This is a genomic window from Hymenobacter psoromatis (assembly GCA_001596155.1).
Taxonomy (GTDB): Bacteria; Bacteroidota; Bacteroidia; order Cytophagales; family Hymenobacteraceae; genus Hymenobacter.
The window spans coordinates 4,467,072-4,480,766 of record CP014771.1; the positions used below are offsets into that span (position 1 = coordinate 4,467,072).

General features: G+C 59.3%; 9 protein-coding genes. 2 read left to right on the forward strand and 7 right to left on the reverse strand.

Annotation, left to right across the window (positions count from 1 at the left end):
• Window positions 1-56: 56 nt before the first annotated feature.
• Window positions 57-5,249: a hypothetical protein gene (locus A0257_18975; GenBank protein AMR28975.1), complete on the reverse strand. Its 5,193-nt coding sequence runs from the start codon at window positions 5,247-5,249 to the stop codon at window positions 57-59.
• A 241-nt stretch (window positions 5,250-5,490) separates the two neighbouring features.
• Between A0257_18975 and A0257_18980 the strand changes: the two genes are divergently transcribed.
• Entirely contained in the window at window positions 5,491-6,465 is a 975-nt protein-coding gene (locus tag A0257_18980; protein ID AMR28976.1) for an ATPase, read from the forward strand.
• 8 nt (window positions 6,466-6,473) lie between these two features.
• Here the strand turns inward: A0257_18980 and A0257_18985 are convergent, their stop codons facing one another.
• From A0257_18985 to A0257_18995, 3 genes are all read right to left on the reverse strand, one after another.
• Entirely contained in the window at window positions 6,474-6,692 is a 219-nt protein-coding gene (locus tag A0257_18985; protein AMR28977.1) for a hypothetical protein, read from the reverse strand.
• 142 nt (window positions 6,693-6,834) lie between these two features.
• Window positions 6,835-8,046 (reverse strand): glycosyltransferase WbuB, encoded by a 1,212-nt coding sequence (locus tag A0257_18990; protein ID AMR28978.1) that lies wholly within the window; start codon window positions 8,044-8,046, stop codon window positions 6,835-6,837.
• A gap of 137 nt (window positions 8,047-8,183) precedes the next feature.
• The gene (locus A0257_18995; GenBank protein ID AMR28979.1) at window positions 8,184-9,179 is read right to left on the reverse strand and encodes a hypothetical protein; all 996 of its coding nucleotides are present in this window, start codon (window positions 9,177-9,179) and stop codon (window positions 8,184-8,186) included.
• Window positions 9,180-9,287: 108 nt separating this feature from the next.
• On the opposite strand from A0257_18995, the gene A0257_19000 reads away from it, so the two are divergent.
• Window positions 9,288-9,992 (forward strand): hypothetical protein, encoded by a 705-nt coding sequence (locus A0257_19000; protein ID AMR28980.1) that lies wholly within the window; start codon window positions 9,288-9,290, stop codon window positions 9,990-9,992.
• A gap of 144 nt (window positions 9,993-10,136) precedes the next feature.
• On the opposite strand, the gene A0257_19005 is transcribed toward A0257_19000, so the two are convergent.
• The 3 genes from A0257_19005 to A0257_19015 form a co-directional block, all read right to left on the reverse strand.
• Window positions 10,137-11,747 carry a ribonuclease G gene (locus A0257_19005; protein ID AMR28981.1) on the reverse strand — a complete coding sequence of 537 codons (1,611 nt, stop codon included), beginning with the start codon at window positions 11,745-11,747 and terminating at the stop codon, window positions 10,137-10,139.
• A 440-nt stretch (window positions 11,748-12,187) separates the two neighbouring features.
• On the reverse strand, window positions 12,188-13,123 hold the full coding sequence (locus A0257_19010; protein AMR28982.1) for a hypothetical protein: 936 nt from the start codon (window positions 13,121-13,123) through the stop codon (window positions 12,188-12,190).
• Between the two features lie 121 nt (window positions 13,124-13,244).
• On the reverse strand, window positions 13,245-13,595 hold the full coding sequence (locus A0257_19015) for an integration host factor subunit beta (GenBank protein AMR29852.1): 351 nt from the start codon (window positions 13,593-13,595) through the stop codon (window positions 13,245-13,247).
• Window positions 13,596-13,695: the final 100 nt, after the last annotated feature.

The following is a 13,695-nucleotide window of genomic DNA, read 5'->3' on the forward strand; positions in this document are numbered from 1 at the left end:
TCGTTGTGCCTCATGCTAATAAAAATTACCTCTCGATAATTTTTAAGTTATCATTTTTAATTTTTACTTTTCTTCGTCGTGTCCACGCGCACTGCGCCGTTGGCGGCGGCCGTCGAGTCGGCCAGGTGCTGGTCGCGGCGCTTCTGCTCCTCGGCGTCCAGCTTATCCTGCTTGCGGTTCTGGCGGCTCTTGTCTTTCACCTCGCGGCTCACCTTCGCAAACAGCTCCTGGAAATTGTTGTACTCGCGCTGATACACCAGCGAAGCGCCGGTGCGCACGATGGCCCCGTCGATGTCTTCGTAAGAGTTCTGCCGGAAGGCCCGCAGGCGCAGGCGGCCATCGGCCAGCAGCGTGTATTCGAGGCTGATATCGCCCGCGAAGTTGCTGGCCGCGCTGCTACCCTGGGTGGCCTGCGTGCCATTGCCGCCGCTCAGCGGCACGTCGGTGCCCAGGCGCACGGTGAGGCGGTTGTTGAGCAGCTGGCGGCGCACGGCCACGTTGAGGTCGGTGCGGCCCTGGGCCGAGCCGCTGCTGTAGTCGGCCTGGTTGGTCACGCCCAGGTCGAGGCCCAGGCCCGCCAAATATTTGCCGGTCAGGTTCTGCAACTGGTCGGTCAGCACCTGGCTCACCGAGCCGCGCAGCTGGCTGGCCACGATGCTCTCGCCGGCCGTCGTCGCAAACGGGTTTTGCTGCACGAAGCGCCCTAGCACGAGCAGCGAGAACACCTGCTTGCTCATGTCCGAGGTATTGTTGGGTAGGCGCAGCTGCGCCAGTCGGGCTTCCACCTCGCCGCCGAGGGCACCCTTCTGGTCATCGGGCAGCGTAATGTCAAAGCCAATGGTCGGTTTGCTCAGCTGGTCCGTAACCTTGAGCAGTACATTGAAGGGTAGGGCATTGCGCGACAACGTAGTCGCCGTGGGGTCGTTGCTGCCCTGGCCGGCCAGCAGGTCCGACGGCGCTGCCTTCACCTTATAAATAGCGGTAATATTGAGGTCGGCATTATACGGGTCGCCGTTCCAGCTCACCGACGAGCCGCGGGCAATAATAAACTCCCTGGTTACCAGGCCGTAGAGCGAGAGCTTATACTTGCCCCGGCGCACATCGAGGCGGCCGGTCAGGGTGAGGTTGCCGCTCGCGTCGAGGGTAGTGGTGAGGGTGCCCGCGGCCCGCACGCGCAGGTTGTCGCCGCTCACCGGGTCCACGATAAACGTGAAGGGCGTGTCGTCATTAATGGTAATGCGCGCCGTTATGTCGTAGCCAATGGCGCTGGTATTGGCCGAGTCGGCGACCGCTTTTTTGGCCCGCAGCGAGTCGGGTAGGCTAAAGTCAACGAATTGCACGATGCCTTCGCGGGCCACCACACTGGGGTCAGCAGATGGGTTTTCCACCGTCAGGTCCGAACCCTTAGCCACCGTGGCCACCACATTGATTTTTATCAGCGACAGCGGCCCGGTCAGGCGCGTGTCCGAGTCCACCACCAGGCGGCCGTAGTAGAGTGTGTTGTTTTGGCTGCGCTTGCTCTTCACGGCCAGGAACTTGTCGGTCGTCACGCGCAGGTCGAAGGCATAGTTCAGCAGGTCGGGCGTCAGCAAGTAGCCGTTAGCCACCGCCTTGTTGCCTGCCGAGTCCAGCACCGTGAAGTTGTTGAAGGCGATGCCTTTCTCGTCAAACGTCACGGGCTGGCTCACCAGCCGGAACGGCGCGCCAAGCTGCGGCACCACAAAGCCGGCATCGGCCGACGTCATGAGCGTGCCGCGCACCTTGGGCGCGCTGGTCGTGCCGGCCAGCGTCAGCTGCCCGCTCAAGAAGCCCTTGCCCTGGCTCAGCTGCCCGGCCGAGAACGGCTCGGCTGTTTTCAGATTGAGCCGCGCCACGTCCACCACGAAATCGAGGGGGGTAGCGCCGGTGGTGCGGTAGGCACCCTTCACGGTTACATCGTTGCCGCCGCCGCCGGTGAGGCGGGCCGTCACGTCGTAGCGGTCGGCCACGGGGTTGTTGGCTTGCAGCGCCAGGTCGCCCAGCACCACTTTGCTATACAGCAAGTCCTTGATGGTCAGGTTGGCCGTGAATGCCTGCTTCTTCGTGCCCAGGCCCCGCACCACGGCCTCCCCGTTGAGCTTGCCGCCCAGCGTGGAATCGGGTTGGCCAATGGCCTTGCTCACGATGCCCAGGTCGAATTGCTCGAAGCGCACGGCCAGCGGCGAAGTGTTCAGGGCCGGGTTCTGGCTCTGCACCACCAGGGCCGACGAGCCGTTGCTCAAGCGCAGCGCATTCGCCACGATGGTGCCATCGGCGTTGTAGCGCACGTAGTTGCCCGCGCCGGCCGTCCACTTGTCGTAGTTGATAATCTGGTCAGGAGCCGCCACAAACTGGTAGGCATCATGCCCGTTTTGCTCCAGTGCCTCCACCGTGCCGGCCAGCGCCAGCCGTTCGCGGTTGCTGCTATCGCCCAGGATGGCCGCGCGGGCGTGGATGAGGTTGTTGGCCAGAAAGCCCACTACGCTAGGCCGGCGCAGGTGCAGCGACGTATCCTGCGCGGCCTGAGCCAGGTGCAGGTCGTAGTTGAGCTGCTGCGCGTTCGAACCCACGTTAAGCCGCAGCGAATCGAGCTTATAATTCTGATAGCGAATAACCGGAATGCTGGTCTGGGCCGTGAGGCGGGCGGCGGCGCGGCTGTAGTCGCCGGCCAGCGTGAAGGGCGAAATGCGCTTCAATCCCTTCACCAGCTTGGTCAGCAGGGTAGTCTTTTTCACCTGCAGCGAGTAGGTGAAGTGCCGGTCCGCGCTCGCATTCTTAAAAGGCTTAACGCCGTCGAGCTTGAAGTAGCGGCTCACGTGCTGCTGCAATTCCGTGGCCAGGTCGCCGAGATGCACGTTGCCATCGAGGTTCACGTCGGCCACGTTCGAGCGGAACGTAACGGCCGTGCGCGTGGCGTTCTGCACGATGCGCCCACGCACCGAATCCAATGCAATCGGCAAGCTGTCTTTAATAATAACCAGCTTGCTGCCGCTAAACGTGCCGTTAATCGTATTCAGCCCCGAGCCACTGATGCTGGCCTGCAAGTCGCCCTGAATGCGCAGGTCGCCGCCGGTGTAGAAGCCGAGCTTGGTTAGGTTCACGCCGCGCAGGTTCAGTGAGGTCACCTGGTAGGTCGGGTTGTTGGCGTCGCGCAGGTTCACCACCGCGTTCAAATCCAGGTTGAGATTAGGGTCGCTCTTGCTGCTGGCCGCGATGGTGTATTTGCCCCGGTCAATACCCACCGAAGTAGTCACGCCGTGGTAGGTATAGCCGTTATAGCGCGCACTCTGAATGTTGGCCGACAGCTTGCCCACCAACGTGTTAGGGTCCTGCAAGTTACCCACCGCGTCAATGCGCCCCGTGCCCGTAATCGTGCCAATGGTCGGGTTTTTCAGCAGCTTGCCCGCGTCGAAGTCTTGCACCGCAAAAGTGCCCACCAGCGGCTGCTGCCCATTGGCCTGCTTGGCCCCCAGCTTACCATTAAATGCCACGTTGCCATACGTCGAGCGCAGCTTCAGATTAGTATCAAACGCCAGCGTCGTGGGCCGGCCCTTAAAGGTGCCGCTCAGCGAGAGGGTAGGGGGTAGGCTGATATTGCCGGGCACCGTGCCTTTGGGCAGCACGCTCAGCAAGTCGGCGCGGGTAGTGCTGAAGCGTTGAATATCCAGGTCCACGAACAGCCGCCCATCCACGTTGGGCAGGCCCACCAGGTGCGCCCGCCGCGCCTGCACCACCGTGTTGCGCAGCCCCACGAAGTCAAAATTTCGAATCAGCAAATCGCCCAGCCGGCCGGTCACCAGCCCGCTCAGCAGCACGCTCTGGTCCGGGCCGGTGGTAAAGGGGGGGGTAGTAGCCAGGCCCGGCACCAGGTACAAAATGTCGCGGAAGCCCAGCCGCGTATCGCGCAGGTCGCCGGCCAGGCCCAGGTTGGGCAGGTCGTCGGCAATGCCGCCCAGGCTTTTGTAATGGATGGCCAGGCTGCGCTTGATGCGCGAGTTGGGCGTAATCAGCTCCAGGCTATCCAGCTTGATATCAGTCGAATCATATACTACGTTGGCCCGCGCCGACGTAATGGCGAAGCCGCTCTGGTCCTTGCCCGCCAGGTTGTCCAGCTTCACCGTCGTCAGGTTTTCGGTGAAGTTTAAATCCCGCGTGTTCAGCACCAAATTCGTGAAGTGCAGGTGGCTGTAGTCGAGCGCCGGGTAGCGGCTCTTCACCTTGGGGTCGTTAAAATTATCGAAGTTCACGGCCAGCCCGCTCACATCCGACTGCCCCAGCGTTACGCGCCAGGCCAGGGGGGTAGGGGCGGCTTTCTGGGCCGCATCGTTCACCTTGCGCACGGCCTCGGCGGGGTTGATAGCGCGCTGCGCCACCGGCACATCCTTGTTCTGGGCGTAGGCAAAAGTGGTGTTTTTCAGCGTCAGTTTGTCGAGGTCAATGCGTTCTTTGGCCAGGTCAATGTTCTTGGCCGTGACATCAGCCAGCCCAATGTGGGTATCGATAAACTGCGCCGACGGCTCATTCTTATACACAAACCCCACGTCCTCCAGCGTCGCCTTGTTCAGGCCAAAAGTCAAATCCAGCGGCTTGGTCGGTTCGGGGCTGGCCAGTTCGGGCGCGGTTTTGCTCTGCGCCATCCTAATAAAGCTGTGCCGCAGCGCCGCATTATCTACCTTATAAATGGAGTGGGTCACGTCCACCTCATCCATATTCACCAGCAGGTCGCCAATTTTGGCGCGCAGGTCGGAACCTGCTACCTGGTCATTCTGCGTAAACAATAAATTATTGACGTGCAGCTTGCCAATGTTGTATTTCAGGCTGGAGCTAGTCGTATCTACCGGCGCGGTAGGACTACTGAACGCCTTGATAATGAAGTCATAGTTAGTAACGCTGTCGGGCTCGGTGCGCGTCAGGCGCACGCGGCCGTTCTCCAGCTCCACGTCCTTGATATTGACCTGGCTGTGCAGCAGCGCGAAAATATCGATGCTCACGCCCAGGTGGCCCACGCTCAGCAGCGTGTCGCGCTGCTGGTCGGCCAGGTACACGTTGTCGAAATTAATAGCGTGCCGAAAGTCAGTCCGAAAAGTGCCTATGCGCACCTCCGTTTTGAGCTTATCGCGCAGGTAGCCTTCGGCCCGACGCGCCACAAAGTCCTGACCCGCTGGGAATTGCAAAAACACGACAACGCCAATCACGAGCAGCAGTACCAGCGCGATTAACCCCAAAATCACGTACAGAAAGCGGCGTAAGTAGACTGGCACAGGCAGAAAATGCGTGAGTGAAGCCGGGCAAGGCTCGGTAAATAAACAAAACTAAGTCCTTCCAAACGGAAAAACGAGGGCGCGGGTTGGCCGGCAGTCGCGCAAGCGGACCCTTGCGAGCTTCACGCCAACGCGGGGGGTAGGGCTTTTGATATAGCCAGGATAGGCCGTGGCTGCCCCGCAAAACCGCCGCCGGCCGTTACTTTGCCTCATGCAGCCCACCTCCGCCCCCGATTACCGCCCCCTCATTCGCCAGGCTTTTGCCGAGATGGAAAAAGTGGTGGTGGGCCAGCGGGCACTAGTCAGCCGCCTGCTCATCGGCGTGTTCACCGGCGGCCATATTCTGCTCGAAGGCGTGCCCGGCCTGGCCAAAACCCTCACCGTGAGCACGTTGGCCCAGGTGCTGCACCTGCATTTCCAGCGCGTGCAGTTCACGCCCGACCTGCTGCCCTCCGACCTCGTGGGCACCATGATTTACAACCAGAACCAGTCGGTATTCGAGGTCAAGAAAGGCCCCATCTTCGCTAACCTCGTGCTGGCTGACGAAATTAACCGCTCGCCCGCCAAGGTCCAGAGCGCCCTGCTCGAAGCCATGCAGGAAAACCAGGTCACCATCGGCGACCAGACCTATCAGCTCGACCGGCCTTTCCTGGTACTGGCCACGCAAAACCCAGTGGAACAAGAAGGTACCTACCCCCTGCCCGAGGCGCAGGTGGACCGCTTCATGCTGAAAGTGCACGTCGATTACCTCAAAAAAGCCGACGAGCTGGAGGTGATGCGCCGCATGGCCAACATGGGTTTCCAGGGCAACGTGCAGCCCGTGCTCACCAGGGAAGATATTTTTGGCATTCGCGACCAGATAAACCAGATTACGATTTCCGACACGCTCGAAAAATACCTCATCGAGCTGGTGTTTGCCACCCGCCGCCCCGCCGACTACGACCTGCCTGAGTTTGCGCAGGCCGTGCAGTTTGGGGCCAGCCCGCGCGCCAGCATCGCCCTGCACCGCGCCGCCCGCGCCGTGGCCTACCTCGACGGCCGCGACTACGTGCTGCCCGAAGACATCAAGGACGTAGCCCAGGATGTGCTAAATCATCGAATATTAATGACCTACGAGGCTGAGGCCGACGGCATCCGCACCCACGACCTCATCGAAGCGATTCTGCGCAAGGTGCCGATTTCGTAGGGGGCGCGTTAGTTGGATTTATTGTCCAGCCGGGCAAAAAATTTCAGCCCCATCAGCACCGGGCTCACAACCAGAAGCAGCAAGCCCAGCAGGCTCAGCCACCCGAAAAAGCCACTGATTCGGTAATTGCCCAAATAGCTCATTTGGGCTATGTTACCGCCTAGCTGTAGTACGAGGCCGGTTACGAAAATCAGGAAAAGCTTCACAAAGGAGGGTAGCCATTTCATAGCTGGTAGCTGAGGATTGGTAAGAGTAGCAATACTACGCACTAATAAGTCGCCGGCTTGTTTCGAGCAGAAAGCGACTGCTGGGCAAGCGGTTCCTACGGAAAGTAGGGTGAGCCGGGTCGCGGCTATCGCGCCGGGCTTTTTAGTTTGGCGATGTTCCTACCCCCTCCAGAATACCCCGCATCCAGCCAGCCAGCACCACCCGGTCAAACTCGGCCCGTGCCAGCACCCGGCCGCGCGCGCCGGCTTGCGCGGTGCCGGCAGGGTCGGCCAGCACCGCTCGCAGCCGCGCCGCCAGGGCAGCCGCGTCGCCGGCCGGCACGTACCAGCCGCAGCCGTTTTCTTCTACAAGTTCCTTGGTCCAGCCCGCATTAGTCACCACCACCGGCGTGCCCACGGCTAGCGCGTCGTAGAGTTTGGCCGGCGAGTTGGTATCGAGCACCGGCAGGCCCAGAAACGATACCAACGCCACATCAGCCAGCGCAAACCAACTGAAAACGGCGTGGCGCGGCTGCCCGCCCACCAGCCGGATGCGCCCCGGCCAGCGCGCCGCCGCCGCCGCCACCAGCGGCTCAAAAAAGCCGTGGCCCAGAAAAAGAAATGTCGCGGCCGGGTCGGCGGCTACCAGCGCCTCAGCGGCGGCTACCACTGTGGGCATGTCGTTGGCCCGCCCAAAGGTGCCGGCATACAGCACCACCCGTTGGCCCACCAGCCCCTGCGCCCGGCGTAGTTCGGCCACTAAGGGGGGGGTAGGGCGGGCTGCCAGGTCGAGGTCGGTGCCGTTGAGCAGGGTAGTAATTTTACGCGCTTCGATGCCCAGCCCGGCTACGTAAGTACTCATATCGGGTGAAAGCGGCACGATATGCGCGGCGCTTTGGTAGAGCCGCTTCTCTAGGGCAAACAGCTGTTGCCGGGCCAGCGCCGTGGGCACCGCCCCCATCGCCACCGGAAACGAGGGCCACAAATCCTGCACCTCAAACACCCACGGCACCCGCCAGTGCCGCGCCACTCGCGCCGCCGCCCAGGCCGCCGTCAGCGGCGTGCTGATGCCCCACACCACGTCGGGCCGCGCCAGGCGGCGACCCGCGCGCACCGCCCAGGCCGCGTACTGCGCAAACGCCAGCGCCCGCCGCGCTGGCCCCATCTTGTTGTCGTACGGGATGTTAGCTTCAAGCAGCTCCACGCCCGGCGGCACCCAGGGCCACTCATGCGTCAGCTGTTGGGGCCGCCAGGCGGGGGTAGTGAGCAGCGTCACGCGGTGGTGCCGCGCAATCTCCGCCAGCAGCGCGTAGTGCCGGCTGGTAGCCGGGCAATCGGGGCTAGTGTGATACTGGCTGAAAACCGCGAGGTGCATTCCTGTTTAATTATGAATTATGAATTAGAAATTATGAATTGGTGCCGAAGCCCTTCAGGAAATCGTCAGGTGCTAGACGCGCATGGCGGCCTATCATTCTGATAACCTGGCCTGCCAGACTAATTAATAATTCATAATTATTTTTTTGGTCGGTAGTGCGAGTCGTTGAGCAGGCGCTGAGCGTCCTTCTGCGCCATGAGCTGCGCCAGCGTTACGTCGGAATGCTCGCTCATGTACTTGCGCACGATTTGCAGGCCTACCCACTGGCCCACGCGGCCGGGGCAGGTGCGGTCAATTTCGGGCACATTGGGCCGCTCCCCCACGTATTTCTGAACCATGAAGGGGGTAGTCGTATAGAGCAGATTATTCTCCAAAAAATGCCCCCAGATGCGCGCCTCGTTGAACCGCACGTTTTTCAGCTCCTTGCCTGTGTAGCCAATGAGCAGCGAGTCGGGCGTGCAGGGCAGCACCTGGCCCGCGAAATACAGCCGCTTGCCCTGGTCCACCATCTGGTCGAGCATCGAAGTGGCCGTCAGCTGGTGCTTGTTGTATTTGCTCGACACGGCCAGCGCCAGGGTGGGTAGCACGTTGGCCGGGCGGTAGCGACGCAGCATATACTGCGGCAGGTCGGGCCGGTAGCTGGCCTGCGGCCCCGCAAACCAGTCGAGGCTGATAACCAGCAGGTTATCATTGATAAAAATATCTTTTCCCATTAGCCCACTCACGTAGGTGGCCGCCACGGCCGGCGCCTTAAAATCGGGGAAATAATACTTGACGCGCCCAAACATGGCCGCCATATTCTGGCGCAGTGCCGCCGAGTCGGCAAAGGCCTTGGCGGTTTGCTGGCTCAGCTTTTGCAGGGCCGGGTTGGTGGCGAGTTGCGCCAGCGCCGTGGCCAGCGTATCGGGCGGGGCCTGGCCTGCCTGCAAATAATATTGCGCGAAAACTGGGTTGGCACGCATAAACTGCAACCCTTCGGCCGAATTTTTAATCTGGAAAAAAGACCTTTCGAGGTGGCGCAGGGGTAGGGCCACGGCGGGCGCGCCACTAGCGGGGTCGGGGCGGCAGCCGCCTTCTTCGGCGTCGCGCTGGCAGCCGGCCAGCAGCCCCGCGGCGGCCAGGCTCAGCGCCATGATAAATGCAGATACTTTCAAGCTAAAGCTATTTTTGCACAAAATTACACTTTCCCCACGCGGGGCCACGTTCCGCCAGTACTCAATTCAATACCTCCACACCTATTTATGAAGAAATTAGTGCTTACCCTCGCCGCGCTAGCTGTAGCCCCCGTCGCCTTCGCTCAGGTCGAAATCGGCCTCAAGGTATCGCCTTCCATCTCTTTTCTGCGCACCAGTTCGCCTTCGACCACTAATTTCCAAGGTGATGGCAGCAAGCTTAGCTTCGGCGGCGGCGTGTTCGTGGATTATTTCTTTGGGCAGAACTATGCCTTCAATACGGGGCTGTTTCTGACCGGTAAGGGCGGTAATATCTCTTATACTGAAACAGCTGTTATTCCTCCTAATTCTGGCGGGGTCACAGGTACTCATCCGACTGTATCGCAGAAAATCGCCATTCAGTACCTCGAAATCCCCGCTACCCTTAAGCTTTTTACCAACGAGATATCGCCCGCTACCCGCGTGTATTTCCAGGTAGGTGGCTCCGTTGCCTTCCCGGTTGCCACCCGCATCAACGGCGATAAATTTTACACCGACCCCTACAACGGTAACTCCCAAACCGAAGCTTCCAGCCACGTTTTTGCGGTCGATGCCAACCTTATCGGCGGCCTGGGCGTCGAATATCAGCTCGGCCAAAGCACCAAATTGCTGGCGGGCCTCAGCTACCACCACGGGCTGGTTGACCTCGACCACTACTTCGAGAAAAACCGGGGCTTCAGCGACGTAAGCATCAAAAACAGCGTGGTTGCGCTGGACCTGGGCTTGAAATTCTAGACCACGGATTCGGCGGATTTTTCGGATTAGTCGGATTTTGTGGACGTAAAAAGGGCCGCCCTATGGGCGGCCCTTTCTTGTGTTTGGCAGCTAGATGCCGTCCACAAAATCCGACTAATCCGAAAAATCCGTCGAATCCGTGGTTTAGACATCCTCCACTACTACCTCGCGGTCCTGGGCGCGCGCCATCGCGGCGGCGGCCGAGTGCAGCTCAATCTGCTCGCCGTGCTCATCCTCAATGCGGAAATCGGTGAGGCCGAGGGCAGTGTCTTTCATCACCTTCACCCACTTGTAGTACTTCAAGTACCACTTCATCTGCTTGCTTACCAAGCCTTTGGTATAGTAGGCGTGCAGGAATGGGTGTACGTAGAGAGTGAGACCATTCTGGTTTTGGTTCACCATTAGGTCGTCGATGCTGTTGTCGATTTCGTCCGTCACCTGGATGGACGCCGAAATCTTGCCCGTGCCGCCGCAAGTGGGGCACACCTCGCCGGTCACGATGGTTTCGGCCGGGCGCACCCGCTGCCGGGTTATCTGCATCAGGCCAAACTTAGTGAGCGGCAAGATGGTAAACTTGGCCTTATCCTGCTTCATGATGTGGTACACCGTGTCCTCCACCTTCTTGCGGCTCTCAGCGGCGCGCATGTCGATGAAGTCAATCACAATGATGCCGCCCATGTCGCGCAGACGCAGCTGACGGGCTACTTCCTTAGCCGCCAGCAAGTTAATCATCAAAGCCGTAGCCTCCTGGTCATTCTCCTGGTTGCTCTTCGAGCCCGAGTTCACGTCAATCACGTGCAAGGCCTCGGTGTGCTCAATGACGAGGTAGCCGCCGCCCGGCACGCTCACCGTCTTGCCAAACAGCGTCTTGAGTTGCTTTTCAATGCCCAGGTGCTCAAACACCTTGGCCTTGTTATTGTGCAGCTTCACGAGCCCGATTTTATCCGGCGCTATTTTCTGCACGTACTCCTTCATCTCCTCAAAGCGGCCCGGCGTATCCACGACAATCGAGTCAAACGACTCGTTGAGCATGTCGCGCAGCATCGAAGATGTGCGGCCGAGCTCACCCAGCATCTTATCGCGGGGCTGGCCTTTGCGCAGGTTTTCGTAGAGCGAATTCCAGTTATCCACCATGCTCTGCATGTCGCGGTCTAGCTCCGCTACCTCGTGGCCCTCGGCTACGGTGCGGATGATGACGCCGAAGCCTTCGGGCTTAATGCTGGCAATGAGACGCTTGAGCCGGTCACGCTCCGTCTTGCTCACTATTTTCTTCGATACCGAGATGGTATTCGTGAATGGCATCAGCACGAGGTAGCGGCCGGCCATTGAAATGTCGGTGCTTACGCGCGGGCCTTTCGTCGAAATCGGCTCTTTTACTACCTGCACCAGCAGGTTCTGGCCCTTTTTGAATACGCTGTCGGCCTTGCCGACCTTTTCCAGCGCGGGTTCCAGCTTAAAATTTTCCAGGCCAGCGCTTTGGACCTGGTGCTTCATCACGCTTCCCACCCATTTATTAAGGGACGGAAATTGTTCGCCCAAGTCGCCGTAGTGCAGAAAGGCATCCTTTTCGGAGCCAATATCCACAAAGGCCGCGTTGAGGCCAGGCATCACCTTGCGCACGGTACCCAGGAAGATGTCACCTACCGCGTAGTTGGTGTCGTTACGGTCGAAGTGGTATTCAATCAGCCGTTTATCCTGGAGCAAGGCAATCCGCTCCCCTTCGGAGGTCGAATTGATAATTAATTCATTGCTCAACGTAGTAGATTAGTTAAAGTAGCCAGCCCGACCCCGAACAGGGGGGTAGAATGCCCCGAAACCGGCAAAAGGGAAGCCAGGACCACGTATGTCCTAGCTTCCCCTCGCGAGCCACGGCTACTGCTCAAAAGAGGGCAGTCCGGCACACCACGATAGTCGTCCGCGTGGCGGAGGCTACGTGAGAGATAGATAAGCAACTGGCGCATTAGCACCCAGCTGCCTACCTCTTACTCCGCACTAAGTCAGAAGATTACTTCTTCTTGTGACGGTTTTTGCGCAGGCGCTTTTTGCGCTTGTGGGTGGCAATCTTATGGCGTTTACGTTTCTTACCGCAGGGCATTGTCGTGGTGAGTTAAAGGGTAGATATTAAGAGTTCTGAGAACGGGTCACTGGTCTGCGTAAAAGTAACGCTGCTTTGGTCAGTTACCTGCGCACAGGGGTTAGTTTCGGATTTTAGCCAGCTCCTCCTCTACCGATGCAGCCAGGGCCGGGTCGTTGCTGAGGCTCTTGGCTTTTTGGAAGGCCGCGCGGGCCGCCGGACCCCGATTTGTGCGGGCCAGCGATACCCCAAGGTAAAACTGACCTTCCACGTTCTTGGGGTTAACCTGCACCAGCTGCGAAAAGCGCTCTATTGCTTTGTCGTACTGGTTGCTTTGAATAGCCAGAATGCCCAGGTTGTAGAGAACTTTCTCATTCTTAGGGTCTTGCTCCAGCACTTCACGCAGCAGGCCAATTCCTTTCACGGGGTTGTCGCTGCTCATGTAAGCCATGCCGAGGTTGGTCTTGGCATCCAGGTTATTGGGATTGGCGGCCAAAACCTTGTCGTATAGCTCCCGCGACTTGTCGCCGAGCATTTTCTTGCGCTCGGCCGATGCCGCGAAGCTATATGCCTGAAAATAAGCATCAGCCGCTTGTTGCCAGGCTTTCTCGCTTGGTTGCGCCGTAGCCACCGTAGATAAGTAGTAGCCTGCGCTGTCGAAACGCTGCACCGTAGTGTAGCGCGCGGCCAGCAGAGTAGCCACTTGGCTGCGGTCGGCCGCCGAGGCCGTGCGGTACTGCACCAATAGCGTATTAAGCGCCTGGCGCTGGGCCGCAGTAGCCTGGGTATGAGGCGCATTGGCCGTAGCACCAGTTTCCTCAGCTATGGTGCCGGTTTCGGCCGAGCGTGGACCCGAGGAGGCATCGGTTTTTGAGCCGTTGGTGGCCATGCCGCCGCCGTCACGCGTGGCGGTTTTGGCGGCATCCTGCCGAAGCTCAGCCTTGCCTTCCTTGGGTTTCACGATGCCCTTGGGCAGCGCGTACAACCCGCCCGCCAGCGCCAGGGCGCCAGCCAGCAGCCACAGTTGGTGCGTACTGGTTTGGGAAGTGGAAGCCATCCTGAAAGTAGCCAGGGGTAGCAAGCAATGAGGTGATAAGGAAGGAGTTGGGGTAGGCCTTAACAGCCAGCCCGTCCGCCCTTATCACCTCACTGCTCTGCTACTGCAAAGTTCTTAACGACTAAGCCTTGGCTTTTTTGGTGCCTTTGGCAGCCTTCTTAGGGGCTTTCTCCGAAGACTCACCGGTAATTTTCTTGCTGGCCTTAATCTTGGCAACAAAAGTTTTGCTCGGCTTGAAGCTTGGGATGAAATGCTCGTCGATGATGAGCGACGTGTTTTTAGAGATGTTACGGGCTACTTTGCGAGCCCGCTTTTTGTTTACGAACGAGCCGAAGCCGCGCACGTAAATGTTGTGGCCTTCGGTCATCGAATCCTTCACTACTTTGAAGAATGCTTCGACGGTCGTCAGCACATCGGCTTTCTCAATGCCGGTTTTTTGCGAGATTTCGGAAATTACCTCAGCTTTGGTCACGTTGGTAAGGGGGGTACTAAAAGTGAAAAAAAATCGGGCAGACAATCAACCGTTTTCGACGTAATTCCTTGCCCGGTAAGAAGTTCGCCATTCGAAACGG